Origin of the sequence: Capillimicrobium parvum (assembly GCF_021172045.1) — a bacterium.
Lineage (GTDB): Bacteria > Actinomycetota > Thermoleophilia > Solirubrobacterales > Solirubrobacteraceae > Capillimicrobium > Capillimicrobium parvum.
The window spans coordinates 4,958,447-4,985,161 of the sequence record NZ_CP087164.1 but is presented as its reverse complement, the minus strand read 5'-3'; the positions used below and the strand labels follow the sequence as shown (position 1 = coordinate 4,985,161).

Sequence of the window (26,715 nt, the reverse complement as noted above, 5' to 3'; positions counted from 1 at the left end):
GAATGCGGTACCGAATCGGCATCGACGTCGGGGGCACGTTCACCGACTTCGTCGCGACGCATGGGAACGGCCTGGTGAAGGGCAAGGTCCCGTCGCGGCCCGGCGACGAGTCGACGTCCGTCATGGAGGCTGTCGGCGAGATCGCGTCGCGCGCGGGCGTGGGCGTGCGGCCACTCCTCGAGTCCACGGACTCGATCGTGCTGGGCACCACGGTGGTCCTCAACACCATGCTCGAGTTCGACGGCGCCCACACCGGGTTGATCACCAACGAGGGCTTCCGAGACGTCATCGAGCTGCGGCGCGGGCACAAGGAGAGCCAGGTCGACCTGCGCCTCGCTGCGCCGGTGGCCATCGTCACGCGCCGCCATCGCCGGACCGTCGCCGGACGCGTCGACCACACCGGCCGCGTCGTCGAGGAACTCGACGAGGCCCAGGTGCGCCGCGAAGCCGAGGCGCTGCGCGAGGCGGGCGTCGAGTCGATCGCGGTGTGCTTCCTCTTCTCGTACGCGAACCCGGCGCACGAGCAGCGCGCGGCCGAGCTGATCCGCGAGGTCCACCCCGACTGCTTCGTGACCACCTCCAGCGAAGTGCTCCCGCAGATCCGTGAGTTCGAGCGCCTGAGCACGACGCTCGTCAACGCCTACACGAGCCCCAAGCTGCGCCAGTACCTCGACCTTCTCCAGGCGCGCCTCGAGCAGGAGGGCTTCGGCGGCTCGCTGCTGATCATGCAGTCCAACGGCGGTGTGATGGACGTGGAGTTCTCGCGGGCCCGCGGCGTCGACGCCGTGTTCTCCGGGCCCTCCGGCGGTGTGGTCGCCGGGCTGTGGGCCGCGCGCGAGTCCGGCTACCGCAACATCATCACCGCGGACATGGGCGGCACGAGCTACGACGTCTGCCTCGTGCACGACGGCGAGCCCGAGCTGGGCGTCGACCAGTGGGTCAGCCGCTACCGGGTGGCCGTGCCGCTTCTCGACATCCACACCGTCGGTGCGGGCGGCGGCTCGATCGCCGGCGTCGACGAGGGCGGCGCCCTCCACGTGGGGCCGGAGAGCGCCCGGGCGTACCCGGGGCCGGCGTGTTACGGCCGGGGCGGCGAACGCCCGACGGTGACCGACGCGAACCTCATGCTCGGCTACATCGACCCCGACCGCTTCCTGTCGGGCGGGATGCGGTTGGACGTCGACGCCGCCCGGCAGGCCGTCGAGACGCACGTGGGCGCGCCGCTCGGCGTGTCGGCCACCGACGCGGCTATCGGCATCTTCCGGATCGCCAACAGCGACATGTCCAACGCGCTGCGCTACATCTCGGTCTCCCGCGGCCGCGACCCCCGCGACTACGCGCTGATGGCGTTCGGCGGCGCTGGCGCGATCCACGCGGCGGTGCAGGCCTCCGACCTCGGTCTGTCGACGGTGCTCGTGCCCCGGCACGCATCGGTCCTCAGCGCGCTCGGCGCCCTGATCGCCGACTTCAAGGTGTCGCGCGTGCGCTCGATGCTGCGCGCCTGGGAGGACGTGGACCTCGACGAGCTCAACGCGACGTTCCTGGCCATGCAGGAGGACGCCGAGGCGCTGCTGACGCGCGGCGGCGCGCCCGGAGAGCTCATCGTCAAGCGCTCCCTGGACGTGCGGTACCAGGGCCAGGTGCAGGAGGTCATCGTGCCGCTGCGCAGCCGCACCCGGCGAGTGACCGCGGTCAACTTCGCGCGCTCGCTGCGCGACTTCCACGACCTGCACGAGCAGCTCTACGCGTTCAAACGCCCCGGATACGCCACCGAGATCGTGTCGGTGCGCATCGAGCTGTGGGCCAAGCGCGAACCGCTCCAGCTCCCGACCCACCGGTTCGGCAGCGAGGACTCCGAGCACGCGCTGGTCGGCACGCGCCAGGTGTACTTCGAGCCGGACGGCTTCGTCGACGCCCGGATCTACGACGGCGCGCTGATCGAGCCCGGCAACATCATCACCGGGCCAGCGGTCATCCACGAGCCGGACACCACGATCGTCGTGGCGGGCAGCCAGGAGGCGATGCTCGACCAGAACGACATGTACGTGATCGAGGTGAGCGGCTGATGGCGGGGTTGATCGCGGCGATCGAGTCCGAGGTCCTGCGCCGCAAGTTCGAGGCCGTCACCCGGGACGCGGGGGTTGTGCTGGCGAACCTGGCCCGCTCGCGCGAGATCAAGGAAGGGCGGGAGTGCGCGGTCGCGCTCGCCGACCGGCAGGGCGGGATCGTCGCGACCGACGACCCGCTCCAGCTCGGCCTCCTGACCGCCGCCGTCGACGTGGCGCTGGCGCGGTTCAAGTTCGACATGCGCAGCGGGGACGTCGTGCTGCTCACCGACCCCTACCTGGGCGGCGCGCGCCTGCACGACTTCACGCTCGTCATTCCGCATGCCGTCGACGAAGTCGTGCAGACCTTCGTCTGCGTGCGGGCCCGCATGCCGGACATCGGCGGCGATGCGCCCGGCAGCCACGTGCCGGCGGCGCGCGAGATCTGGGCGGAGGGCGTGCCGATCTCCCCGCTGAAGATCCACCGTCACGGGCGGCCGGTCCGCGACGTGCTGACCTCCGTGCTGCTCAACAGCCGCTGCGACGCGGAGGTGCGCGAGAACCTGTCCGCGATGCTGGCTGCGGCCGACCTCGCGGCTCGCCGCCTCGACGAGCTCGTCGGCGCCCACGGCGCCGACGGCGTGGGCGAGGCGATGGCATACGCCCAGGGGTACGGCGAGCGCCAGGCCCGGAGCCGCATCGCCCGATGGGCCGACGGCACATACGCGAGCGAGCGGCAGATCTGGCACGCCGGAGCGCCGGTCACGGTGCGGGCGTCGGTCAGCGTCGAGGAGGGCCGCGTGAGCGTGGACCTCAGCGGGTCGGACCCGCAGCAGGCGAGCTTCCTCAACAGCACCATGTCGGCGAGCGTGAACGCCGCCGCGACTGCGCTGCTCGCGCTCCTCGGCCCGGACGTCCCGCCGAACGGCGGCGTACTGCGCTGTCTCGATGTCCGATGCGACGAGGGACGGCTCGCGAACCCGCGCTGGCCCGCCGCCGTCAACGGCGGCGCCGTCCATCTCGCGGGCGAGATCGCCGAGGTGACGGCGGCCGCGCTGCGGGAGGCGGCCGGCGACGACTACGGCGCCGTCTCCGCGCCGCGATGGCTGCTGACGGCGCACCGCCCGGCCGTCGACGCGGCGCCCATCGACATCGCGGCCTGGGCGATCGCCGGCTGCGCCGGCGCCCACGGCCGCGACGGATGGGGCGCGCCGCACGTGCTCAGCCGGGCCCGGCGGCCCTCGGCGGAGGAGTGGGAGGTCTCGACCGGCATGGTCGTCCGCGCGGCCGAGCTCGTCAGCGACAGCGCCGGTGCGGGGCGCTGGCGCGGCTCGCCCGCGCTCGAGCTCGTCGTCGACGTCCCGGACGAGCGAGCCTGGACCGTGTCGTCGGCGACCTCCTCCGACGACGCGAACGGCGTCGCCGGCGGGGCTGGCGCGGCCGGCGCCGACCTGCGCGTCTCAGGCGGCGGCGAGCCCGAGATCGGCACAGTCGAGCTGTCCCGGCGCATCGGTCCCTGCCGCGTGGTCGCGCGCTTCGGCGGCGGCTGCGGCCACGGGGACCCGTTCCTGCGGGCGCCGGCCGACGTGCTCGAGGACGTCCAGGACGGATTGCTCACGGCCGCCGCCGCACGCCGTGACTACGGCGTCGTCGTCGACGCCGGCGAGCGCGAGGTCGACGACCTCGGAACCAGAGAGCACCGGCTCGAGCGGGGAGCGCCAGCATGACCGACGCCGTCACGGGCGAGATCGTCCGCAACTACCTCGAGAGCGTCGCGGCCGAGATGGTCCGCACCATGGTCCGCACGGCCGTCAGCCCCATCTTCAACGAGGCGCACGACTGCTCGGCCGGGGTCTTCGGCTACGACGGGGAGACGGTGTCCCTGCTTGCGCGCGCCGATGCGGCTCCGGTGCACATCTACGCCGCCCTGAGCTCTGCGGAGGCCTCGCTCGAGTTCTTCCAGGGCGACCTGCACGAGGGCGACGTGATCATCGTCTGCGACCCCTATTACGGGGGCTCGCACCTGCCCGACTACACGGTGGTGACGCCAATCTTCATCGAGGGCGAGCCGATGTTCCTGCCGTCCGTGCGCGGCCACATGCCCGACAACGGCGGCCCGGCGCCCGGCGGCAACATGAACGCGCGCGACATCTGGCAGGAGGGCTTCCGGTTCAGCCCGCTGAAGCTCTACGAGCGCGGCGAGCTGCGCGAGGACGTCTGGGAGTGGATCCTGCGCAACAACCGGCTGCCCGAGAACCTGCGCGCGGACCTCGACGCGCAGATCGGGGGCTGCCGCGTCGGTGCGCGCCGGATCCGCGAGCTGTGCGACAAGTACGGCGTCGCGACCGTCCGCGAGGCCGTGGACTGGCTGATGGGGTACTCCGAGCACCGCTTCCGCGAGCAGATTCGCCGCTGGCCCGACGGCCGCTACGAGGCGGAGTCGACGCTGGACAGCGACTTCGCCGGGGGCGTCGACCTCAAGGTGCGCGTGGCGCTGACGATCGACGGCGACAGCATCGAGGCCGACTTCACCGGCTCGTCGCCGCAGAGCCCGGGGTTGGTCAACAGCGTGCCGGCCAACACGCTCGCGTTCCTCTACACGGCGTTCTCGGCGCTGTGCCCCGAGATCCCGATCAACTCCGGCTTCTTCCGGCCGCTCACGCCGAAGCTCCCGGAGGCCAGCATCGTCAACCCGAACCCGCCGGCGCCCGTGCGGGCGGCGACGGTGACCATCGTTGCCGACATCGGCGACGTGGTCATGAAGGCCGCCGAGGGCTTCGCGGCCGATCGGGTCGGCACGTGCAGCATCGACCTGCTCGGGCCGTGGTTCTGGGGCACCGACCGGCGCAACGGCCGCGGCTACCTGCACTACGAGCTGGGCTGCACGCCGACGGCCGCCGGCGGGGTGTACCTGGCCGACGGCTGGGGCGCGTGGCCGGCGACGTTCGCATCGGCGGACGTGCCGTCGATCGAGATGAGCGAGGTGCAGTACCCGGTCCTCTACCGCCAGGCGGAGTACCTGACCGACGGCGCTGCGCCCGGCCAGTGGCGCGGCACGCCCGCGTGGGCGACGCAGCGGCAGGCGTACGGCTCGGACGGCACGCACCACACGATCCGCGTGCAGGGCTGCTACTCGCCGCTGCACGGGTTCTGCGGCGGTCGTCCCGCGATCGGCAACTACGTCGTGATCCGCTACGGCACCCCGGACGAGGAGGTCGTGCCGCGCTGGAGCGACCGCGAGCCGTGCGGCGAGGACGAGATCGTCTTCTTCCAGAGCGGCGGCGGAGGCGGCTGGGGCGACTCCCTCGACCGCGACGCCGAGATGGTGGCCGAGGACGTGCGCGACGGGTACGTCTCGCCGGAGGGCGCGCGGCACGACTACGGGGTGTGCGTAGACCCAGTGACGGGCGACGTCGACGAGCCGGCGACGGCCGCCGAGCGCGCGCGGCTGCGCGAGGAGCGCCGCGAGCAGCCCGACTGGATGTCGCTGGGCCGGCTGCGCACGCTCGAGGACGTGGGCGCCGATGCGGCGCACCAGGCGGATCCGGAGCCCGCGGCGCGCTGAGCGCCCTGGTCGATGACCCCCCGGATCGACCTCATCGAGGGACCCGACACGGGCGTCGACCCTGAGACGCTGCGCCGCCTGTGCCGAAGCTGGGAGCCCGCGCTTGGAGCCGAGCTGTCTGTCGTCTTCTGCCAGACCGACGAGGACCTCAAGATGGCGCTGGGGCGGGCGCGCGCAGATGCGCGCGGCGTCCTGGTCAATCCGGGCCGAGCGACGGTGCGGGACATGGACGGACCGCTCGTCGCGCGGGTCGACCTCAACGCGGCCGAGCGGCCGCGTGGCGGCGATCCCGCCGCGATCGAGGTCCGCGGCCGCGGCGTCATGGGCTACCGCTGGGCGGCGGCGTGGCTGCTGCGGCGCCTGCAGTCTCCATGCGAGGTCGTCCCGTATGGCCCCCAGCGCGATCAGGTCGGCGATCTGCGGCTGCCGGCGAGCGTTGCGAAGGCCGTCCCCGTGGCGGTCCTCCTGCACGGCGGGTTCTGGCGCGAGCGCTGGGAGCGCGACACGATCGAGCCGCTCGCGATCGACCTCGCGCGGCGGGGGTTCGCGACGTGGAACCTGGAGTACCGCCGGGTCGGCCGCGTCGGCGGGGGCTGGCCGTCCGTGCGCGATGACGTCGCCGCCGGGATCGATCACCTGGCCGACCTTGCCGGGCGCCACCCCTTGGACCTCGACCGCGTCGTGTTCGTCGGGCACTCTGCGGGCGGTCAGCTCGCGCTGTGGGCGGTACGCCGGCTCGGCCTGGACCGGCCACCGGCCGTCCGGGCCGGCCTGGTCGTGTCCCTCGCGGGCATCGCCGATGTGGCGGAGTGCGCCCGACGAGGCCTGGGCGAGGGCGCCGATGCCGCGGCGGATCTGATGGGCAGTCCACCCGGCGCGTGCCCGGACGCGTACGCGGAGGCCTCGCCGCGGGCGGCGCTGCCGCTCGGCGTGGCGCAGCTCGTCGTGCAGGGCGAGCGGGAGGCCACGCCCGACCTCATGGACCTCAATGCGACCTACGTGCGGGCGGCGCAGCGCGCAGGGGACGACGTCGAGTTGCTGCTGCGGCCGGAGGCCGACCACTTCGACCTCGTGGACCCGCGGTCGCTCGCCTGGTGCGAGACGGCGGCGCGCGTCTGCGCCGCCCTGGGAGTGCCGGCATGACCTACGTCGTGGGACCCGGGTGCATCGGCAGCATGGACCGCTCGTGCATCGAGGTCTGCCCGGTCGATTGCATCTACGAGACGGCGCACATGGTCGTCATCGCCCCCGATGAGTGCATCGATTGCGGCGCCTGCGCTCCCGAGTGCCCGGTCGACGCGATCTTCGAGCAGGACGGGATGCCGCCGGAGCACGCGGAGTTCGTCGCGATCAACCGTGCGTGGGGCGGCGGCGCGGCCGCCGTGGACGCCTTGGTGGAGCAGTACCTGCAGGCCAGCGAATGAGGAGGTCCACATGACGGATGCCCCGCCCCGCCCGCCGTACGAGGTCGCGCACCTCACGGAGATCGCGCACAGCCCGAGCGGGCCGTCGCACAGCTTCCAGCTGGTCGGCGAGTGGAAACAGGTCCGCCATCACTTCGCCATCACGGAATTCGCGGCGAACGCGTTCGTCGCCACCGCGGCCGGCCAGGAGATCGTGCACGAGCACTTCGAACGGCCCAACGACGACCAGAGCGACATCGGCGACGAGGAACTCTACTACATTGCCTCCGGCTCGGCGGTGGTCAAGCTCGACGACGAGGTGCGCGACGTCGGCGAGGGCACGTTCGTCTTCATCGGCGACCCGTTCGTCGTGCGCAGCGTGACGGCGAAGGAGCCGGGGACCGTCGTGCTGACCTTCGGGACCAACCCCGGTGTGGCGTTCGCCGTGTCCGACTTCGAGAAGTCGGTCACCCCGTCGCCGCGATGGTCGGATCCCGGCCGGCCCGTGCCCCGCGCATGAGCGACACGGACACGCTGGTCGCGCTGCGCGACGTGTGCCTGCCTTGGGACCGTCCGCTGCACCATGTGCGCGCCCTGATGCGTGCGGGGCGGCTCCCGGAGCCCGTGCGGGTCCTCGACGACGGTACCGAGCTTGTGTCCGCGGATCTGCTGTCCGGGCTGATCGCGACGGATGCGCAGGACGGGGACGGAGACGCGGACGGGGACGCCTGGCAGGCGCACATCGAGCGCGGACTCGCCAGGTTCCGCGACGGTCAGCGCCGGCTGCCGGAGGCCACCACCGCGGAGCGGCGCCAGCAGCAGCTGCTGCGCATGGGCGGCGCCGCGTGGGCCGCGTCGCTGGGGATGCTCATGATCGGCTGCGCCGAGCGCGCGGACGAGTGGCTCGACCGGTCGGCCACGTGCTATCGCTGGAGCCTGGCGGACGCCGAGGCCGGGAGCTGGGGCCGGTCAATCGCAGCGGTGAAGGCGCGTCTGATCGCCCACGACTGGCCGCGCGCGCGGCTCGAGGCTCGGTGGACGCTCGACCTGGGAGCCGCCGAGGCCGGCTCGCCCATCGCCCGGTATGCCGCGGCGCTCGCCTGCCTGACGCTCGAGGACAACACCGCGGCGGGGAGGCTGGCCGCCTCGGTGAGCGAGGAAGACGCGTTCCCGGTCGGCATCGGCGGGACCTCCGCCGCGCTGTACGCCCTCGCCGCGTGCGACGGCGCGGCGTACGGCGAGGCGGTGGGCGCCGTCCTGCGGTCCTTCGAGGAGCGCACGCGCTTCCTCGAGCGGGTGCCGGTCGCCGACACGGTCATCGTGCTGCAGCGGCTCGCGGCGCGGCGCGGGATGGAGGCGCCGCTGGTCTCCACGCGGCTTCCGCGCTCCAAGGAGCGGGCTTTGAGTGTTCCCTAATAAACGATAACTTGAGAGCTACGTGAGCGAGACGGACAACATGATGGCCATCGCCAACGCCCCCTCGACGGACGGGGTCGCCCTGCGGTCTGACGACGGGCTCTGCGGCAAGACCGCGTTCGTCACCGGGTCGGCCCAGGGGCTCGGCGCCGGCGTGGCCCAGGGCCTCTGGGACCGCGGCTGCAACGTCGTGCTGGCGGATGTCAACGCACGGAGCAATGAGGCCACGGCCCACGCCATCGACGCCGACGGGGAGCGCGTCCAGGCGCTGCACGTGGACGTCGGCGACCCGGCGTCCGCCGACGAGTCGTTCCGCGCGGCGCTGGAGCGGTGGGGGACGGTGGATATCCTCGTGAACAACGCGGCCGTCACAGCCGCCAGGTCGCTGTGGCAGATCACCATGGACGAGTGGGACGACGTGATGAGCGTCAACCTGCGCGGCGTCTTCATCATGTCCCGTATCGCCGGACGCCACATGCGTGACAGCGGCGGCGGGCGCATCGTGAACATCGCATCGCTGGCCGGACAGATGGCGCGTCCGAGCGGCGCGCACTACGCGGCGTCCAAGGGCGGCGTGATCGCCCTCACCCGCGTCTTCGCCTCCGAGCTCGCCGCCGACGGCGTGACGGTCAACGCGGTCGCCCCCGCGATCGTCGACACGCCGATGCTCCAGGCGATCGGCGCCGAGCGCGTCCAGCAGCTCACGCGGCAGGTCCCCGTCGGACGCGCTGGCACCACGGAGGAGGTGGCCGCGCTCGTCGCCTTCCTGGCCTCCGACGACGCCGGGTACATCACCGGCGCGACGTGCGACATCAACGGCGGCATGCTCATGCGGTGACGACCGCGCCCTCGGCCTTCACACGACGGGTGCCGTCCCCTAACGTTCGATCAATGACGAGCCGGACTGCTAGGAGGGCGCCTACGGAGGACGGGGCTCCGCACACGCGCGACGACATCCTCCGCGTCGCGAACGCGCTGCTGTACGAGCGGGGGTACTCGGGAACGAGCCTGACCGCGATCGCCCGCGAGGTGGGCATCTCGGCGCCCGCGCTGTACTGGCACTTCGCCTCGAAGGAGGAGCTGTGCTTCACCGCCGTCGAGGCCGAGCTGCGGCGCTTCGTCGAGGCCTTCGACCCGTGCAAGGACGCTGATCTCGCGCCGGACGAACGGCTCAGCATGTTCGTGCGCACGTACGTCCGCGCGAAGCTCGAGCAGGGCAAGCGGCTGCGCATGCCCGGCGCGAGCGGATCCTACGGTCAGGTGCGCGACGCGCTGGGCGCCGAGCACCAGGCGCAGCTTGACGAGCTGCAACGGCGGGTGTTGACGCTGGTGCAGTCGATCCTCGAGTCGGGACGGGACGCCGGGACGTTCCGGTTCCCCCAGGTCACGCCCACCGCCTTTGCGATCGTCACGATGTGCGAGTACGTCTTCATCTGGGTGCGGCCCGACGGACCCATGACCATCGACCAGGTGGCGGACTCCTATCGCGACCTCGTGCTGGCGATGGTCGGGCACATCCGGCCCTGACGAGTCGCGCGGGCGTGACCCTGAAGCCACGGGTACGGACGAGGAGATCGAACGTCAGCTCAGCCGTCCGGCCTCGTGTGCCGCCTGCTCGGCGTCGCGCAGCTGGCCCTCGACCAGGTCGAGCCCGGCCGACCAGAAGCCGGGGTCCGTCAGGTCGATGCCCACGATGCGGCCCAGGTCCTCGGGGAGCATCGAGCCGCCCGCGGCGAGCATGTCGAGGTAGCGCGGCACGAACGGCGCGCCCTCGTCGAGGTAGCGGCGGTAGACCGACAGGGCGAGCAGCTGGCCGTAGGCGTACGCGTAGACGTAGCCGGGCGTCCCGATGAAGTGCGGGATGTAGCTCCACCACATCCGGTAGCCGTCGGTGATCTCCACCGAGTCGCCGAGCATCTCGCGCTGGGTGGTGACCCACGCCTCGTTGAAGCGGTCGACGGACAGCTCGCCCTCGCTGCGCCGCGCCGTGTGGACGGCGTCCTCGAACTGGTTCATCGCGGTCTGCCGGAAGACGGTCGCGATGGCGCCCTCGATGGCCTCCGACAGCAGCGACAGCCGCGACTCGGGCGTCGAGGCCTGCTCGAGCAGCCGGTTGAAGACGATCGTCTCGCCGAACACCGAGGCGGTCTCCGCCACCGTCAGCGGCGTGCCCTGCTGCAGCAGGCCCTGGTCGGCGGCGAGCGCGAAGTGCAGGCCGTGGCCCAGCTCGTGGGCGAGCGTGAGCACGTCGCGGCGCTTGAACGTGAAGTTCAGCATCACGTACGGGTGCACGCTCGGCACCGCGGAGGTGGCGAACGCCCCCCCGCGCTTGCCCGGCCGTACCGGCGCGTCGATCCAGCTCTCGTCGAAGAAGCGGCGGGCGAGGCGCTCCATCTCGGGCGCGAAGGACCCGAACGAGTCGAGCACCAGGTCGCGCGACTGCTCCCAGCCGTAGCGCTCGTCCTCGGACGTGACCGCGGCGCTGCGGTCGTAGTCGGCGAGCTGCGGGATGCCCAGCATCTGCGCCTTGAGGCGATACCAGCGCTGCGGGATGTCGTAGCGGCCCTTGACCGCCTCGACGAGCGCCTGGACGGACTCGTCGGAGACCTCGTTGGCGAGGTTGCGCGCGCTCAGCCACGTCGGGTAGTGGCGCAGCCGGTCGTCGACCGCCTTGTCGTGGATGAGCGTGTTGAAGATGTAGGCGCGGGTGCGCAGGCCGGGCTCGAGCGCGGCGGTCACCTGCTCGGCGGTCGAGCGGCGCACCTCGCGGTCGGCGGACAGCAGGCGGCTGAGCGCGACGTCGAGCGGCTCGCCCTCGATCTCGATGGCCGAGACCTGCTCGGAGAACAGGCGCGACCAGGCCGACCGTCCGGTGACCGCCTTCTCGCTGACCAGCTTCTCCTCGGGCTCGGAGAGCAGGTGCGGGCGGTAGCGGCGCTCCATGCGGAGGTTGTGGCGGGCGAAGTCCAGCCCGTCGGCCGCGAGCAGCTCCTCGGCCTTGGCGTCGTCGAGCGCGGCCCACTCGAGGCCGAAGAACAGGAGCTTCGTCTCGATCGCCGTGCCGCGCTCCTGCACCTTCTGCAGCAGCGCGCCGCGGGCCGGGTCGGCGGTGTCGGTCGAGAAGCGCAGGCTGGCGTAGCTGCCGGCCTTGCCGACGAGCTCGTAGATGCCCACGAGCTCGTGCATCGCCGCGACGAGTCCGGGCCCGTCGAGCTCCGGGACGCGGCCGGCGTGGCGCTCGGCGAACGTGTCGGCCCGGCGCTGGGCCTCGTCGAGCTGGGCGTCGACGGCCTCCTCGCCGCCGCCGTCGAGCAGCGGGCTCAGGTCCCAGGCGGCGTCCTGGAGGGCGGGGTCGGTCTCGGTCTCGGCGGCCATGCTCGGAGGGTAGTCGCCGCTCAGCCGAAGAGGCCTTGGAGGATCCCCTTGGCCGAGCGCGGGTCCTCGCCGTACTTCTGCTTGAAGCGCTCGTACTCGGCATCGTCGGCGAGCGCCATCACCAGCTCCTCGCGGCTCGAGCCGTAGCCGCACGCCGCCTTGTCGAGCAGGATGAGCGCGCTGTCCTGGAGCACGCCGAACAGTCCGCCGCTGTCGGGCAGCTTGCGGTCCAGGCACGGGCTGGCGATCTTCACCGGCGGCGCCTGCTCGCGGTTGTCGATGACGATCGCGGCGCCGAACGCGGCCGCCGAGAGCGCGGCGATCGCGGCGACGGCGGCGGCGGCGGCGATGCGGAGGCGCACCCCGGCGAGCAGCACCAGCGCGGCGAGCAGCGCGAGGGCGCCGGTGATGAGGAAGGCGGGCTTGAAGGCGCGCGCGACGGAGGCGACGATGACGTCGTCGAGGCGGTCGGTGAGGTGGTGGAACTCGGTCCGGGCGTCGCCCTCGAACTTGCCCTCCTGGCTCTTGATCGCGCGCTCCAGCCCGCCGCGCGGGTCCTCGCTCTCGACGTCGCCGAGCAGCGTCGGCGCGAGGTCGATCTTCTGGCGGGGGTCGAGCTTGGCGTCGAGCACCACGGCGACGCCCTGGTACCGGGCGCTCTCGGTGATCGAGTTCAGCTTGCCGCTGACCACGGGCGCGATGACGAGGAGCGCGGCGACGATGCCCACGTGGCGGGCGACGAGCAGCCGCGCGGCGTCGACGGACGTGCGCTCCGGCAGCAGGCCGCCGGCCAGCGCGGGGAAGGCGAGGCCCATGCCCACGCCGGCCAGGATCTGCGGCGCGATCGTCCACTTGAGGTCCGCGTCGGGCAGGTAGGCGAGCGCGCCCGCGCCGGCGGCCACGAGCAGGCAGCCGCAGATCGCCCGCGCGGCGGCGTTGCCCGGGATGCGGGCGGCGGCGAGCGCGGAGATCGGCAGGACCGACACGGCCGCGGCGGCGGCGAGCGGGTCGACGCTCCATCCCGCGACGAGCTCGAGCACGAGGAGGAACAGCACGGCGGTCAGCGCGGCGGAGATCAGCGCGAAGCCGACCGCGGGCGCCCACTTCAGGGGCTCGCTGGCGCGCGCGTGGGGCGCCGGGATGCGCAGCTGCCAGCAGCAGACGGAGGCGGCGAGTGCGACCGGGGCCTGGGCGAAGAAGATCGCCCGCCAGTCGAGCGCCTCGGTGAGCACGCCGCCGATGGCCGGGCCGGCGGCCGACCCGAAGACCGCGGCGGCGATCCACAGGCGGCGGCCGAGCGAGGCGTCGTGGCCGCCGGCGTCCATGAGGTCGAAGGCGGCGAGCAGGCCGGCGGCGCCGCCCGCGGCCTGCAGCGCGCGGAAGATCAGCAGGGTGGTCAGCGAGTCCGACAGCCCGCAGCCGATCGACGCGGCGCCGAGGACGAGCATCCCCACCGCGCCGACGTGGCCGGGGCCGAAGCGGCGGCCGAGCCACGCGGCGGGGAGGATGCCGAGCGCCAGGACGGCCGTGTAGGCGCCGATGACCGCGGCGACGCCCTCGATGGTCGTGCCGATGTCCGTGAGGATCGGCGGCAGGGCGAGCGCGACGATCGACGAGTCGGCGAGCGCGAGCCCGGCGGCGACGGCGACGATGATCAGCGGCAGGCGGCGCACGGACCGTCAGTGTGCCGGGTGAGGGCGCGGATGTGGTTCGGGTAGCCCCCGAGGAGTCGATCCTGTCGCGCCGACGGCGTCATGCGCCGGGTTCGCGACAGGATCGCGATGGGCATCGGGCGGTTGCGCTTCCGACCGGTGCGGCGCCTACCTTTCGGCGCCGCTTGACCGACCTCGCCACACCCCTCACCCGCGGCCGGGAGCTCCCGGACTGGCCCGCGAACCGGCCCTTGCGCGCCTGGCAGCGGGACGCGCTGGAGCTCGCGCTCGACCACGAGGCGCCGTCCATGCTCGCCTCCGCGACGCCCGCGGCGGGCAAGACGACGTTCGGCCTGCGCGTCGCCTGGGAGCTGCTGCGCGCCGGCCGCGTCTCGCGGGTCGTGGTCGCGGGCCCGACGACGCACATCTGCCGTCAGTGGGCGGCCGACGCGGCGCGCTACGGGATCGACCTCGAGCCGAACCGGCCCAACGCCGAGGGGCCGGAGCCGCGCGACCGCCACGGGATCGCCGTCACGTACCAGACCATCGCCGCCGGGCCGAAGGGGCACGCCCGCGCCGCCCGCCGCCCGACGCTGCTGATCGCCGACGAGCCGCACCACATGGGCGAGCACGCCGCGTGGGGACGGCACGCGCTGCAGGCGTTCGACGGCGCGGTGTTCCGCCTGCTGCTGTCGGGCACGCCGTTTCGCTCCGACAACGCCGCGATCCCGTGGGTCGCCTACGACGACGAGGGGATCAGCCGGGCCGACTACGTCTACGGCTACTCCCAGGCGCTGGTCGACGAGGTCTGCCGGCCGATCACGTTCCTGCCGTACGACGGCGAGATGGAGTGGCGCAGCGACGGCCGGCTGCGCCAGGCCTCGTTCGACCTCGTGCTGCCGCAGGCCGAGGCGGCGCGGCGGCTGCGCACCGCGCTCGATGCGCACGGCGACTGGATGGGCGAGGTGCTGCGCGACGCCGACGCCCGCCTGGACCGCGTGCGGGCCGACGGACATCCCGAGGCCGGCGGGCTCGTCGTCGCCTCCGACCAGGAGCACGCGCGGGCGATCGCGGCGCGGCTGGCCGGCATCGCGGGCGAGGAGCCGGAGATCGTGATGAGCGACGAGCCCGAGGCGAGCGCGCGGATCGCCGCGTTCAGCGCCTCGCGGCGGCGCTGGCTCGTGTCGGTGCTGATGGTCTCCGAGGGCGTCGACATCCCGCGGCTGCGGGTCGGCGTGTACGCCACCGCGGCGCGGACCGAGCTGTTCTTCCGCCAGGTGGTCGGGCGCTTCATCCGCCGGACCCCCGCGCCCGAGCGCCAGATGAGCTACCTGCTGCTGCCGGCCGACATGCGCCTGAAGGCGCTGGCGACGCAGATCGAGGAGGAGCGGCGGCATGCTCTGGATCTCTCCCCGCGCGAGCTCGGCGACCCGGAGGAGCTCGACGAGGCGCCGGCCGAGCGCGCGCCGAAGGGCGAGGGCTTCGAGGCGCTCAGCTCCAGCGGGGCCCAGCTCGACGAGGCGATCCTCTCCGAGACGACGCTGCAGCTCTTCGCGACCGACCCGGCGCCGAGCGCCGCCCTCGCCGCGTTCACCGCCGGCGCGCCGCCGGCCGCTGCGCGCACGGACTCCCAGCCGTCCGCGGACTCGGCGTTCGTGACCCGCGAGCGCCTGCGCGACGAGCGCTCGCGGCTCGTCTCGGCGGTCGCCCGCCGCACCGGCGAGGCGCATCGCGAGGTCCATGCGCGCGTCAACCGCCGCACGGGCGCGCGGTCGGTGGGTGCCGCGACGCGCGAGCAGCTCGAGAGGGGCAACGCGCTGCTGGAGCGCGAGCTGGCGAAGTAGCGCCCGCCGGCCGCCGCGGGCGTCGCCTGCCGGGTACGCTCACCTCATGGCCGCGATCATCCGCTGCCCGCACTGCCAGACGCGCAACCGCGTCGGCCCGACCGCGTCGGGGCACCCGCGGTGCGCGAACTGCCACCACGACCTCCCGTGGGTCGTCGACGCCGGCGATGCGGACTTCGAGGCCGAGGTCGCTGCGTCGGTCCCGGTCGTCACCGACTTCTGGGCGCCCTGGTGCGGACCGTGCCGGATGATCTCGCCCGTGCTCGAGGCGCTCGCCGCCGAGCACGCCGGTCATCTGAAGGTGGTCAAGGTCAACGTCGACGAGAACCCGTCGCTCGCGCAGCGCTTCGGCGCGATGAGCATCCCGCTGCTCGTCGTCCTCCGCGACGGGCAGGAGGTCGACCGCATCGTCGGTGCGCTGCCGCGCCGCGCGCTCGAGGAGCGCCTCGGGCCGGTCCTCGCGCAGGGCTGACCGCCGAGCGTCGCTCACCGCCGAGCGTCGACTTCCTCAGCCGTACGCGAAGAAACTCGACCCTCGATGCGGGTCAGGGCGGCCCGGGCGCGTGAACGCCCGGGCCGCTGTGCGTGGTGGACTCCGGGCCCTCCGGTGCCTACGCGGCCTGCGCGGGCTCCGGCTCGGGCTCGGGCTCGTGGCGCCGCAGCGGGCGGGCCGGCTCGGCGACCGCCGGCTCGTGGTCGAAGCGCGGCAGCCACTCCAGCCACCTCGGCAGGTACCAGTTGCGGTCGCCGAGGAGCTTCATCGCGGCCGGCAGCAGGATGCCGCGGATGATCGTCGCGTCGAGCAGCACGGCCACGGCCAGGCCGATGCCCATCTGCTTGAACTCGAGCATCGACAGCGTGGCGAAGACCGAGAACACCGCGACCATCACGATCGCCGCGCTCGTCACCACCGACGCCGTCGCCCGGATGCCGTGGCTCACGGCCCGCTCGGTCGACATCCCCCGGTCGTAGGCCTCCTTGATCCGGCTGAGGATGAACACGTGGTAGTCCATCGACAGGCCGAACAGGATCACGAACAGGAACAGCGGCAGCCAGGAGGTGATCCCGCCGTCGGACCGGAACCCGAGCGCCTTCTCGAAGTGGCCGTCCTGGAAGATCCAGACGAGCACGCCGTAGGCCGCCGCCACGCTCAGCAGGTTGAGCACGATCGCCTTGAGCGCGATCACGATCGACCGGAACGTGACGAGCAGCAGCAGGAACGCCATGCCGAGGACGAAGGCGAACACGATGGGGGCGTGGCCCTTCATCAGGTCGTTGAAGTCCTTCGACCCGGCGGTCATGCCGGCCACGTCGACCTGGGTGCCCGGGACCTTGCCGACCGTCGCGGGGATCAGGTCGTTGCGCAGCGACGCCAGGGCCGTCTCCGAGCGAGCGTCCGTCCCGCTCCCGGCCAGCGGGATGCTCATCACGCCGGTCGAGCCGTCCTTCGAGACGTCGAGCGTGATCGGGCCGCCCATCTCGCCCGAGTCGAGCGCGCGCTGCCTGAGGTCGGTCAGCGCGGTCGTCATCCGCGGCGACCTCAGGTCGCCCTGGACGACGATGACCGCGGGCGCCGGGCCGCCGGGGAACGCGGCCTGGATGCGCTCGTAGGTCTTCATCACGGGCAGGTCGTGGGGGAGCCCCTGGGCGCCCGGGTTGACCGTGTGCATCCGCAGCGTCGGCAGCGCCAGCAGCACCAGGACGATGGTCGCCGCGGCGGCCCACAGCGCGGGCCGGCGCAGCACGCGGTCCAGGAGCCAACCCCACAGGCGGGGCTCGCGGCCGGGCCGGCGCAGGCGGTGCAGGAACGGGATCCTGCCCTTGTGGATGCGGTCGCCGAGCACGCTCAGCAGCGCGGGCAGCACGGTGACCGAGCCGATCATGGCGACGCCGACGACGACGATCGTGCCGACCGCGAAGCCCGTGAACACGCCGCTGCCGGTGAAGAACATGCCGGCCATGGCGACCATGACGGTCAGCCCGGAGACGAGCACGGCTCGTCCCGACGTCGCCGCCGCGACCTGCAGAGCAGATCCTGGGTCGTGTCCGCGTTCGCGTTCCTCGCGTTCACGGCGCATGTAGAACAACGAGTAGTCGACCCCCACCGCCATGCCGACGAGCAGGATCACCGACGATGCCGCTTGGTCGAGATGCACGATCTGGCTCGGGATCGCGACGAGCCCGATGGATGCGGCGACCGAGGTCAGCGCGAGCAGCACGGGCAGGCCGGCGGCGACGAGCGCGCCGAAGGTGATGACGAGGATGATCAGGGTGATCGGGATCGAGAGCGTCTCGGCCCGCTGGAAGTCGCTGGAGACCCGGTCGTCGATCGCCTGGCTGGCGCTCGCGTCGCCGAACTGCTCGATGCGCAGCTCGGGGTGCGCCCGCTGCGCGGCGTTGACCGCGTCGATGACCGGCTGGACGTGGTCCTCGGCGTGGTCGGCATCGCCGCGCAGGTCGACCTGGACGAGCGCGGAACGACCGTCCTCGGAGATCTGGTCGCCGGCGCCCTTGGCGAGCGGCGAGTCGACGGCGCCCACAGCTGGCAGCGCCTTCATTCGCGCGACGACGTCCTTGACCGCGGCCCTGAACCGGGGGTCGTCGGCGCGAAGCGATCCGTCGCGCGACTGCACGAGCACCTGCTCGCCCGCCGGCTGGGGGAACTGCTCGTCGAGGACGCGCTCGGCGCGGCCCGAGGAGCCGGTGCCGCTGTCGACGTCGCTCAACGTCTTGGTGCCGATCGCCGAGCCGATGACGAGGCTGACCGCCACGAAGGCGAGCCATCCGAAGATGGCCGTCTTGCGGTGGGCGGCGCTCCATCGCCCGGCGCGAGCGGCGAGGTTCTCACGCATGGTGGTCCTCCGGGATGGGGGAGGGAAGAGGCATCGTCGGAAGGCTCGCCGCGAGGGCCGCCGGCCGCCATGCGGCCGCCTGGTGTCATCGGGTGGGGGAAACCACACTTCCCGCCTGGAGGGGAGCCCCCGGCGCGATCGACTACGGTTGCGCCGCGATGCGCCTGACCACGTTCGTTCCCCCCGGCGCCGAGCGCCCCCTCAGCGGCGAGGTCGCCGGCGACCGCGTGACCGCGTTCGCCGACGGCTCGACCGTCCTCGACCGTCTCGCCTCCGGCGACCGCAGCGCCGCCGGCGGAGAGAGCTGGCCGATCGCCGACGTCCGCCTGCTCGCGCCCGTGCTCGAGCCGCGCGCGACCTTCTGCATCGGTCTGAACTACCGCGCGCACGTGGAGGAGACCGGCAACGAGCTGCCCGAGGCGCCGATGGTCTTCCTCAAGCTTCCCTCGAGCTCGACGGCTCCGAATGAGCCCGTGCAGGTGCCGGACGCCGCGATGGCGCGCCTGGACTACGAGGGCGAGCTGACGATCGTCATGGGCGCGGACGGCGCGGTCGCCGGCTACGCGGTCGCCGACGACCTCTCGGCCCGCCATCTGCAGCGCCGCGAGCGCCAGTGGACGCGCGCGAAGGGCTTCGACAACTCGTGCCCGTGGGGGCCGTGGATCACGACGGCCGACGAGGTCCCCGACCCGGAGGCGCTGCGGCTACGCACCTGGGTCAACGGCGACCTGCGCCAGGACTCGTCCACCTCGGACCTCGTCTTCGGGGTCGCCGAGCTCGTCGAGTTCATCGGCCAGACGTGCACGCTCGAGCCCGGCGACCTGATCCTCACCGGGACGCCGAGCGGCGTCGGCGCGGCGATGGACCCGCCGGGCCTGCTGTCGAGCGGCGACGTCGTGCGCATCGAGATCGAGTCGCTCGGCGCGATCGAGCACGCGATCGCCTGACCGGCCGGCGACGCGCGATCGAGCACGCGATCGCCTGACCGGCCCGCGACGGCGCAGGCGAGCACGCGACCGCCTGACCGGCCGGCGACGCGCAAGCGTCTAGTGCGACTCGATGACCCGGTCGATGAGGCCGTACTCGACGGCCTCTTCGGGCTTGAAGAAGCGGTCGCGCTCCATGTCGACGTGGACCTGCTCAACGGGCTGGCCCGTGTGGTGGGCGTAGATCTCGTCGATCTTGGCGCGGGTCTTGATGATCTCCCGCGCGTGGATCTCGATGTCGGTCGACTGGCCCTCGAAGCCGGCGGACGGCTGGTGGATCAGGATGCGCGAGTTCGGCAGCGAGAAGCGCTTGCCCTTCGCGCCGCCGGCCAGCAGCAGCGACCCCATGCTCATCGCGATCCCGCAGCAGATCGTCTGCACGTCGGGCTTGATGAACTGCATCGTGTCGTAGATCCCGAGCCCCGCGTAGATCGACCCGCCCGGCGAGTTGATGTAGATCGAGATGTCCTTGTCGGGATCGGCCGACTCGAGGTGCAGCAGCTGCGCGACGATCAGGTTGGCCACCTGATCGTCGACCGCGGAGCCGAGGAAGATGATGCGCTCGTTGAGCAGGCGCGAGTAGATGTCGTATTCGCGCTCGCCGCGGGCGCTGCGCTCCACGACCGTGGGGACCAGGGGCATGGCGAATGAGGCTAGCGGCCGACCGCGCCCATGACCTGCGCCGGGTACCGCTCGCCGGCCGGCGCCGGCAGCGCATCGGCGATCGACCGCAGCTCGTCCGCGCTCAGCGCCACCTCGAGCGCCGCCAGGTTCTGCTCGAGATAGGACCGCCGCTTCGTCCCCGGGATCGGCACGACGTCGTCGCCCTGGGCGAGGACCCACGCCAGCGCGAGCTGCGCCGGGGTCACCCCCTTCGCGCCGGCCAGCTCCTCGACCACGCGCACGAGGTCGAGGTTGCGCGCGAAGTTCTCGCCCTCGAAGCGCGGCGACGTGCGGCGGTAGTCGTCGGGGTCGAGATCGTCGACGGACGTGATCGCGCCGGTGAGGAACCCGCGGCCGAGCGGCGAGTACGCGACGAACCCGATCCCCAGCTCGCGCACGGTCGGCAGGATCTCGTCCTCCGGGTCGCGCGACCACAGCGAGTACTCGGTCTGCAGCGCGGCGATCGGATGGACCGCCCGGGCGCGGCGCAGCGTCTCCGGCCCGGCCTCCGAGAGCCCGATGTGGCGCACCTTGCCCGCCTCGACGAGCTCCTTCATCGCGCCGACCGTCTCCTCGATCGGCGTCTCCGGGTCCACCCGGTGCTGGTAGTAGAGGTCGATGTGGTCGACGCCGAGGCGCTTGAGCGAGCCCTCGCACGAGGACCGCACGTACTCCGGCCGGCCGTTGATGCCGCGGGCGCGCGGGTTGCTCGGATCGCGCACGAGCCCGAACTTCGTCGCGATCACCACCTCGTCGCGACGCCCGGCGATCGCCCGGCCCACGAGCTCCTCGTTCGTGAACGGCCCGTACATGTCCGCGGTGTCGAGCAGCGTGACGCCGAGGTCGAGCGCGCGGTGGATCGTCGCGATCGCCTCCGGCTCGTCACGGCCGCCGTAGAACTCCGACATGCCCATGCAGCCGAGGCCGAGGGCCGAGACGGTGAGCTGGTCACCGAGGCAACGCGTGTGCATGGCCCGAACGCTACGCCTTCGGACGAGCGGTCCCGGACCGCGGTCCCATCCCTCTACCGTCTGGGCGTTCGCCCATGCCCGAGCCCGCTCTGCAGATCACGCAGCTCACGAAGCGCTACGACGGCGGTTTCCTCGCCCTCGACGGGCTCGACCTGACGATCCCCGACGGCGCCTTCTTCGGCCTGCTCGGCCCCAACGGCGCCGGCAAGACGACCCTGATCAGCGCCGTGTGCAACCTCATCCGCGTCACCGGCGGCGAGCTGCGCGTCTTCGGCGAGGACCACCGCACCTGGGAGGCGCGCCGGCTCATCGGCCTCGCCGAGCAGGACGTCAACCTCGACCGCTTCCTCGACGTCCAGGAGACGCTCCTCTTCCACGGCGGCTACTACGGCATGTCGCGCGCGGACGCGCGGCGCCGCGCGAAGGAGATGATGGACGTCTTCGACCTGCGCGCGAAGGCCGGCGTCCGCGCCCCCATGCTGTCCGGCGGGATGCGCCGGCGCCTGCTGCTCGCCCGCGCGCTCATGCACGAGCCGCGCCTGGTCATCCTCGACGAGCCGACCGCCGGCGTGGACTTCGAGCTGCGCGTCGAGCTGTGGCGCTACATCCGCCGCCTGCACGAGGGCGGCACGACGATCCTGCTGACGACGCACTACCTCGAGGAGGCCGAGGAGCTCTGCGAGGAGATCGCGCTCATCCGCGGCGGGCAGCTGCTCGCCCGCGACAGCGCCGACAACCTGCGCAGCGCGTTCGACGCCGACACGCTCGCCGAGGTCTACGTGAAGGCGATGGCGCAGGCGGCATGAGCGGCATGCACGGTTTGCTGGCGCTGACGCACCGCGAGGTCGTCCGCGTCCTGAAGCTCTGGTCGCAGACGATCGCCGCGCCGGTCGTCTCGTCGTTCCTGTTCATCCTCGTCTTCGGCCTGTCGCTCGGCTCGCGCATCAAGCAGGTCGACGGCGTCGACTACGAGATCTTCATCGTTCCCGGCCTCGTCACCATGGCGATGATCCAGGCGGCCTACGCGAACAACTCGGCGACCGTCTTCCAGGCGCGGTTCGACCGCTACCTCAACGACATCCTCGCCTCGCCGATGCGCAGCTGGGAGATCAACCTCGGCCTGACGCTCGGCGGGGTCGTGCGCGCGCTGCTGATCGGCGTGTCGCTCCTGCTCCTCAGCCTCCCGGTCACGGGGGTGCCGATCCACGAGCCGCTCGTGCTGATCGTCGCCGTTGCGCTCGCGCTGACCCTGTTCTCGTCGCTCGGCGTGGTCGTCGGCATCTACGCCGAATCGTGGGACCACGCCGGCTTCGTCAACAACATCGTGATCCTGCCGCTGACGTTCCTCGGCGGGGTCTTCTACTCGGTCGACCTGCTGCCCGAGCCGTGGCGCGAGCTCTCCCACGCCAACCCGATCTTCTACATCGTGCAGGCGGTCCGCTACGGGTTCCTCGGGACGAGCGACGTCAGCGTCGTCCTCGCGCTCGGCGTGACCGCGGTGCTGGCGGCGGTGATGGTCGCGTGGTCGTCATGGCTGTTCCGGACCGGGCACAAGCTCAAGCCGTGACCGGCGCGCCGGCGCGCGGCCCCGTCGACCGGGTCCCGCCGCTGGCGCTCGTCCTCACCGGCATCGTGTCGGTGCAGTTCGGCGCGGCGCTGGCCACGACGCTGTTCGACGAGCTCGGCCCGGGCGGCGCGGCGTTCCTGCGCATCGGGTTCGCCGCGCTCATCATGGGCGTCGCGGTGCGGCCGTGGCGGCGGGGCTACGACCGCGCGACGCTGCGGCTCGCGGTCTGGTTCGGCCTCACGCTCGGCGTGATGAACCTGAGCTTCTACGAGGCGCTGGACCGCATCCCGCTCGGCATCGCCGTGACGATCGAGTTCGCCGGGCCGCTCGCCGTGGCGGTCATCGGGTCCCGCCGGCCGCTCGACCTGGTCTGGGTCGTGCTCGCCGCCACCGGCATCGTCCTGCTCGCCAACCCCGGCGGCGCGCACGGCCTCGACACGCTCGGCCTGGCCTTCGCCGTGGTGGCCGGCATCTGCTGGGCGATCTACATCGTCCTCGCCGCCCACGCCGGCCCGCGCTTCCGAGGCGCCGACGGGGTGGCGCTCGCCATGGTCGTCGCCGCGCTCGTGCCGCTCGGGCCCGGGATCGCCGAGGGGGGCACGAACCTGCTGGCGCCCGGCATCCTCGCCATCGGCCTCGCAGTCGGCTTCCTCAGCTCCGCCGTGCCGTACACGCTCGAGACCGAGGCGCTGCGCCGCATCCCGCGCCACGTCTTCAGCGTGCTCATGAGCCTGGAGCCCGCGGTCGCGGCGTTCGCCGGGTTCCTCGTGCTCGGCCAGAACCTGGACGCGCGCGAGGTCGTCGCGATCGGGCTCGTCGTGGCGGCGAGCGCCGGCGCGTCGAGAAACGCCGCAGCTGCGCCCGAGGCATAACGTTCTAACGGAGAGCCGTGTTCCCGATCAACATCCCCAACGTCCTCACCCTGCTGCGGATCCTGCTGGTGCCGGTCGTGGTGGTGGCGTTGCTGGACGAGACGCCCAACGGCGACCTCCTCGCCGCGATCGTGTTCGCGCTCGCGTCGATCACCGACTGGGTCGACGGCTACATCGCGCGCTCGCGCGGCGCGGTGACGACCTTCGGCAAGCTCATGGACCCGGTCGCCGACAAGCTGCTCGTCGTCGCCGCGCTGGTGGCGCTCGTGTCGCTCGACCGCCTGCCCGCCTGGGTGGCGATGGTGATCATCGCGCGCGAGCTGGCGGTGACGATGAGCCGCATGGCGGTCGGCTCCCAGGGGGTCGTCATCTCCGCCAACCGCTGGGGCAAGGTCAAGACCGCGCTGCAGGTGGCGACGATCTTCCTGCTCATCGCGGTCAGCGGCTCGCCGGTGTGGCTCGACGCGCTCGTCTACGTGACGGTCGCCGTGACCGTGATGTCGGGCGTCGAGTACTTCTTCGGGCTGCGGCGGACGCTCGCGGCGCGCGACCGGGCCCGTACGCGGGATGGCGAGAGCGCCGGGGTCTAGCCCCGCCCGTCCATCCATTCCCGCATCGACGTGTGCCGCGCGGCGTGCTCGCCCGTGCCCAGCTCGTGGCGCAGCTCGCCGAGAAGCCCGAAGCGCTCGGCGACCACGTTGTGCTGGTGGATCGTCTCGAGGTTCTCCTGGCGGGCGGAGACGAAGTGCTGGTCGGTGAGGATCGGCAGCTCGTCGACGACGCCGAGGACCATCTCACGCACGCAGTCCTCGACGAACCGCGGCCGCCGGTGGGCCTTCTCGACGACCGCGCCCTCGTCGGAGCGCTTCATCAGCTCATAGATCTCGCTGGACATCGAGTTCTCGACGATGCCGAGCAGCGCCTCGGCGTCGAGCTCGACGTCGCAGTCCTCGGGGCAGCCGATGTGCAGCGTGCCGAGGCCGCGCTGGTTGTGGGTCGCCACCGGGACGTCGTCGAGGATCTGCTCGATCTGGTCGTCGCTGAAGCCGTGCTCGTCGAGGCGCTCTCGCGCAGCGCCGGCGACGAGCTGCTGGGCGCACGGGCAGGCGGTCATGCCCTGGGCGGCGACGCCGACGAGCCGCCGGGTGCCCGACTCCGCGGCCACCGCGCCGCCGAACATCGTGTAGATCTCCTGCGTGCGGATGCCGGAGACCGGCGCCGGCTTGTACTCCGGATAGCGCGCGGCGATCGTCACCTCGGCGCGCAGGGCGCCCTGGCGCTCGCGCACCAACTCGGCGATGCGTACGGCCAGCATCTCGGCCCTGAAGGCCTCCTCGTTGAGGATGACCTCGCCGATGACGTCGTTCACCGTCTCCTCGAAACGAGACATGTGCGCGCCCTTTTGGCGCGGCCCCAGATCCACGAAGCACTCCAGACGCGCCCAGAACAGCTGATGCGCGACGCGGATGACCTTCTCCACGCCGGTCACCCCCACTCGCGAAAGCGAGATCTGGACCGTCGGTTGGCTAGCCTGGACGTCTGGAGAGGCGACGAGCTTCATGTTTCAACCCTAGCGTGACGCTGTGCTATCACTCAGGAGTGAGAGGGCGGGGATCAAGGACGAGCGGGTCTTGGTCGATACGGGTCCGAGCACGTGCGTTCTCTGACGATCGGCTGTGTACCCAGGGGGAGCAGGTTTGACGGACAAGGCTGACGTACTGCTCGCGGACGAGGCTCCGATTCACGAGCTCGAGGAGCTCCAGCCGCTCATCGTTGGCGGCCACGAGCGCGGATTTCTTACCATCGAGGAGATCACGACGTGCCTCGAGGAGATCGAGGTCACGAAGGAGCAGATCTCCGAGCTGCACACCCACCTCGTCGATCAGGGGATCGACATCGTGGGGGCGGACGGCAAGCCCGTCGCCGGAGGCTCCGAGCCCAAGCGCGACAAGGACGACGACGCCGTCGACGCGGCGCCGAAGAAACCGGAGATCGACCTCACGGTCGAGCCGTCGCTGGACTCGCTGCGGCTCTACCTGCGCAGCATCGGCCGTGTGCCGCTGCTGACGGCACAGGAGGAGGTGTCGCTGGCCAAGCGCATCGAGCGCGGCGACATGGCGGCCAAGCAGCAGATGGTCGAGGCGAACCTGCGGCTCGTCGTGTCGATCGCCAAGGGCTATCTCGGCCGGGGCCTGACGTTCCTGGACCTCATTCAGGAGGGATCGCTGGGTCTCATCCGCGCGGTGGAGAAGTTCGATTACCGCCGCGGCTACAAGTTCTCGACGTACGCCACCTGGTGGATCCGCCAGGCGGTGACGCGGGCGATCGCCGACAAGGGCCGCACCATCCGCATCCCCGTGCACATGGTCGAGAAGCTCAACAAGGTCGTCCACGTCGAGCGCCAGCTCGTGCAGTCGCTCGGCCGCGAGCCGACTCCCGAGGAGATCGCGCGCGAGCTCGAGTGCTCGCAGCGGGAGGTGCGCGACATCCTGCGCATGTCCCAGCAGCCGATCTCGCTCGAGAAGCCGATCGGTGAGGAGGACGAGTCCGAGCTCGGCGACTTCGTCGAGGACCAGACCGCCGAGTCGCCGTTCGAGCTGGCGTCGGAGAACCTGCGCCGCGAGAACGTGCGCAAGGCGCTGGCGGCACTGCCGCAGCGCGAGCGCGAGGTCATCGAGATGCGCTTCGGGCTGACCGGCGAGCGTCCGCGGACGCTCGAGGAGGTCGGCCGCGCGTTCAACGTCACGCGCGAGCGGATCCGCCAGATCGAGAACCACACCCTGAAGAAGCTCGAGTCGCTGCCCGAGGCGCAGCGGCTGCGCGACGCGGGCTGAGGCGCCGCCGCGATCGCATCCGGTCGCCGTGCGAGGGCGCGGCGCCGCTGCCGCCCTCGCGTGCAGTCGCGGGGGAAGGCCGGCCCCGTTCGGGCTAAACTCCGGCGCAGGAACCCTGGCGGGATTCCCGAGCGGTCAAAGGGGACGGACTGTAAATCCGTTGGCTCAGCCTTCGCAGGTTCGAATCCTGCTCCCGCCACTCCCGAAGACCGCCGCGGCGAGTGCCGCGGCGGGTCGGGCGGAACGGCTCAGGCCTGCGCGGCCAGGGCCTTGCTCTTGAGGTCGTCGTACTCGGCCTGCGTGATCGCGCCGGCGTCGAGCAGGCTCTTGGCCGTGGCGATCTCCGTGGCCGGGCCCGACTTGCCGGCGGCCTCGCGGACCTGCTGGTCGAACGCGGCCTGCGCGGCCTGCACCTGCTTGACGTTCCGGTCGGCCATCGAGTTGTGGTACACGATGAGGTAGATCAGGACGCCCAACAGGGGCAGGAAGATCACGAAGATGATCCACAACGCCTTCGTGAATCCACCGATGTCGTGGCGACGAAAGACGTCCATGAACACGGTGATGGCCAGCCAGATCCAGAACACGAATCCGACGAAGACGAGCATCGACCAGAGGATGTTCAGGAACGGGTAGTCCGCGGCCAGGGGGATCTGCGGCATGCTGCCTC

24 protein-coding genes and 1 tRNA gene are annotated in these 26,715 nt (G+C 72.1%); 18 read left to right on the top strand and 7 right to left on the bottom strand.

Annotated elements, in window-relative coordinates; genetic code table 11:
• The first annotated feature begins 2 nt into the window (after positions 1-2).
• From DSM104329_RS24370 to DSM104329_RS24330, 9 genes are read left to right on the top strand one after another with little or no spacing between them, the layout of a single operon-like run.
• Positions 3-2,066, top strand: coding sequence for a hydantoinase/oxoprolinase family protein (locus tag DSM104329_RS24370; RefSeq protein ID WP_259312454.1), 2,064 nt, complete (start codon positions 3-5; stop codon positions 2,064-2,066).
• On the top strand, positions 2,066-3,772 hold the full coding sequence (locus tag DSM104329_RS24365) for a hydantoinase B/oxoprolinase family protein (RefSeq protein WP_259312453.1): 1,707 nt from the start codon (positions 2,066-2,068) through the stop codon (positions 3,770-3,772). The genes DSM104329_RS24370 and DSM104329_RS24365 overlap by 1 nt, the downstream gene beginning before the upstream one ends.
• The gene (locus DSM104329_RS24360) at positions 3,769-5,610 is read left to right on the top strand and encodes a hydantoinase B/oxoprolinase family protein (protein WP_259312452.1); all 1,842 of its coding nucleotides are present in this window, start codon (positions 3,769-3,771) and stop codon (positions 5,608-5,610) included. The genes DSM104329_RS24365 and DSM104329_RS24360 overlap by 4 nt, the downstream gene beginning before the upstream one ends.
• Before the next feature lie 12 nt (positions 5,611-5,622).
• A complete protein-coding gene (locus tag DSM104329_RS24355; protein ID WP_259312451.1) occupies positions 5,623-6,753 on the top strand; it encodes an alpha/beta hydrolase in 1,131 nt (376 codons plus the stop codon).
• On the top strand, positions 6,750-7,034 hold the full coding sequence (locus DSM104329_RS24350) for a 4Fe-4S dicluster domain-containing protein (RefSeq protein WP_259312450.1): 285 nt from the start codon (positions 6,750-6,752) through the stop codon (positions 7,032-7,034). Before DSM104329_RS24355 ends, DSM104329_RS24350 begins: the two co-directional genes overlap by 4 nt.
• A 10-nt stretch (positions 7,035-7,044) precedes the next feature.
• Complete coding sequence (locus tag DSM104329_RS24345) at positions 7,045-7,533, top strand: cupin domain-containing protein (protein WP_259312449.1); 489 nt, start codon at positions 7,045-7,047, stop codon at positions 7,531-7,533.
• Positions 7,530-8,429 carry a hypothetical protein gene (locus DSM104329_RS24340; RefSeq protein ID WP_259312448.1) on the top strand — a complete coding sequence of 300 codons (900 nt, stop codon included), beginning with the start codon at positions 7,530-7,532 and terminating at the stop codon, positions 8,427-8,429. The genes DSM104329_RS24345 and DSM104329_RS24340 overlap by 4 nt, the downstream gene beginning before the upstream one ends.
• A 22-nt stretch (positions 8,430-8,451) precedes the next feature.
• Positions 8,452-9,267 carry an SDR family NAD(P)-dependent oxidoreductase gene (locus tag DSM104329_RS24335; protein ID WP_259312447.1) on the top strand — a complete coding sequence of 272 codons (816 nt, stop codon included), beginning with the start codon at positions 8,452-8,454 and terminating at the stop codon, positions 9,265-9,267.
• A 53-nt stretch (positions 9,268-9,320) separates the two neighbouring features.
• Positions 9,321-9,956 carry a TetR/AcrR family transcriptional regulator gene (locus DSM104329_RS24330; RefSeq protein ID WP_259312446.1) on the top strand — a complete coding sequence of 212 codons (636 nt, stop codon included), beginning with the start codon at positions 9,321-9,323 and terminating at the stop codon, positions 9,954-9,956.
• Positions 9,957-10,010: 54 nt separating this feature from the next.
• Here DSM104329_RS24330 and DSM104329_RS24325 read toward each other — a convergent pair whose 3' ends face one another.
• Both DSM104329_RS24325 and DSM104329_RS24320 read right to left on the bottom strand, forming a co-directional pair.
• Positions 10,011-11,804 (bottom strand): M3 family oligoendopeptidase, encoded by a 1,794-nt coding sequence (locus DSM104329_RS24325; protein ID WP_259312445.1) that lies wholly within the window; start codon positions 11,802-11,804, stop codon positions 10,011-10,013.
• Positions 11,805-11,824: 20 nt separating this feature from the next.
• Positions 11,825-13,477: an MFS transporter gene (locus DSM104329_RS24320; RefSeq protein WP_259312444.1), complete on the bottom strand. Its 1,653-nt coding sequence runs from the start codon at positions 13,475-13,477 to the stop codon at positions 11,825-11,827.
• Between the two features lie 164 nt (positions 13,478-13,641).
• Between DSM104329_RS24320 and DSM104329_RS24315 the strand changes: the two genes are divergently transcribed.
• Together DSM104329_RS24315 and trxA are read left to right on the top strand one after the other, a co-directional pair.
• Positions 13,642-15,300: a DEAD/DEAH box helicase gene (locus tag DSM104329_RS24315; RefSeq protein WP_259312443.1), complete on the top strand. Its 1,659-nt coding sequence runs from the start codon at positions 13,642-13,644 to the stop codon at positions 15,298-15,300.
• Positions 15,301-15,346: 46 nt separating this feature from the next.
• Positions 15,347-15,772, top strand: coding sequence for a thioredoxin (gene trxA / locus DSM104329_RS24310; RefSeq protein ID WP_326924461.1), 426 nt, complete (start codon positions 15,347-15,349; stop codon positions 15,770-15,772).
• A gap of 139 nt (positions 15,773-15,911) precedes the next feature.
• On the opposite strand, the gene DSM104329_RS24305 is transcribed toward trxA, so the two are convergent.
• A complete protein-coding gene (locus DSM104329_RS24305; RefSeq protein ID WP_259312442.1) occupies positions 15,912-18,152 on the bottom strand; it encodes an MMPL family transporter in 2,241 nt (746 codons plus the stop codon).
• A gap of 158 nt (positions 18,153-18,310) precedes the next feature.
• On the opposite strand from DSM104329_RS24305, the gene DSM104329_RS24300 reads away from it, so the two are divergent.
• The gene (locus DSM104329_RS24300; RefSeq protein WP_259312441.1) at positions 18,311-19,099 is read left to right on the top strand and encodes a fumarylacetoacetate hydrolase family protein; all 789 of its coding nucleotides are present in this window, start codon (positions 18,311-18,313) and stop codon (positions 19,097-19,099) included.
• Positions 19,100-19,198: 99 nt separating this feature from the next.
• On the opposite strand, the gene DSM104329_RS24295 is transcribed toward DSM104329_RS24300, so the two are convergent.
• Positions 19,199-19,780 carry an ATP-dependent Clp protease proteolytic subunit gene (locus DSM104329_RS24295; RefSeq protein WP_259312440.1) on the bottom strand — a complete coding sequence of 194 codons (582 nt, stop codon included), beginning with the start codon at positions 19,778-19,780 and terminating at the stop codon, positions 19,199-19,201.
• Between the two features lie 11 nt (positions 19,781-19,791).
• Entirely contained in the window at positions 19,792-20,772 is a 981-nt protein-coding gene (locus DSM104329_RS24290; RefSeq protein ID WP_259312439.1) for an aldo/keto reductase, read from the bottom strand.
• 74 nt (positions 20,773-20,846) lie between these two features.
• Between DSM104329_RS24290 and DSM104329_RS24285 the strand changes: the two genes are divergently transcribed.
• The 4 genes from DSM104329_RS24285 to pgsA are packed head-to-tail and all read left to right on the top strand — an operon-like array spanning position 20,847 to position 23,801.
• Complete coding sequence (locus DSM104329_RS24285; protein WP_259312438.1) at positions 20,847-21,578, top strand: ABC transporter ATP-binding protein; 732 nt, start codon at positions 20,847-20,849, stop codon at positions 21,576-21,578.
• A 5-nt stretch (positions 21,579-21,583) separates the two neighbouring features.
• Positions 21,584-22,339 (top strand): ABC transporter permease, encoded by a 756-nt coding sequence (locus tag DSM104329_RS24280; RefSeq protein ID WP_259312437.1) that lies wholly within the window; start codon positions 21,584-21,586, stop codon positions 22,337-22,339.
• Entirely contained in the window at positions 22,336-23,211 is an 876-nt protein-coding gene (locus tag DSM104329_RS24275; RefSeq protein WP_259312436.1) for an EamA family transporter, read from the top strand. Before DSM104329_RS24280 ends, DSM104329_RS24275 begins: the two co-directional genes overlap by 4 nt.
• 17 nt (positions 23,212-23,228) lie before the next feature.
• Positions 23,229-23,801, top strand: a complete 573-nt coding sequence (gene pgsA / locus DSM104329_RS24270; protein WP_259312435.1) for a CDP-diacylglycerol--glycerol-3-phosphate 3-phosphatidyltransferase — start codon at positions 23,229-23,231, stop codon at positions 23,799-23,801.
• Here pgsA and mptA read toward each other — a convergent pair.
• Positions 23,798-24,772 carry a GTP cyclohydrolase MptA gene (gene mptA / locus DSM104329_RS24265; protein ID WP_259312434.1) on the bottom strand — a complete coding sequence of 325 codons (975 nt, stop codon included), beginning with the start codon at positions 24,770-24,772 and terminating at the stop codon, positions 23,798-23,800. The genes pgsA and mptA overlap by 4 nt on opposite strands.
• A 136-nt stretch (positions 24,773-24,908) precedes the next feature.
• Here mptA and rpoD point away from each other — a divergent pair, with 136 nt between their 5' ends.
• Together rpoD and DSM104329_RS24255 are read left to right on the top strand one after the other, a co-directional pair.
• Positions 24,909-26,045: an RNA polymerase sigma factor RpoD gene (rpoD, locus tag DSM104329_RS24260; RefSeq protein ID WP_259312433.1), complete on the top strand. Its 1,137-nt coding sequence runs from the start codon at positions 24,909-24,911 to the stop codon at positions 26,043-26,045.
• Between the two features lie 117 nt (positions 26,046-26,162).
• Positions 26,163-26,244: transfer RNA gene (locus DSM104329_RS24255), tRNA-Tyr, on the top strand.
• 49 nt (positions 26,245-26,293) lie between these two features.
• On the opposite strand, the gene DSM104329_RS24250 is transcribed toward DSM104329_RS24255, so the two are convergent.
• Positions 26,294-26,707 carry an SHOCT domain-containing protein gene (locus DSM104329_RS24250; protein WP_259312432.1) on the bottom strand — a complete coding sequence of 138 codons (414 nt, stop codon included), beginning with the start codon at positions 26,705-26,707 and terminating at the stop codon, positions 26,294-26,296.
• Between the last annotated feature and the right edge of the window lie 8 nt (positions 26,708-26,715).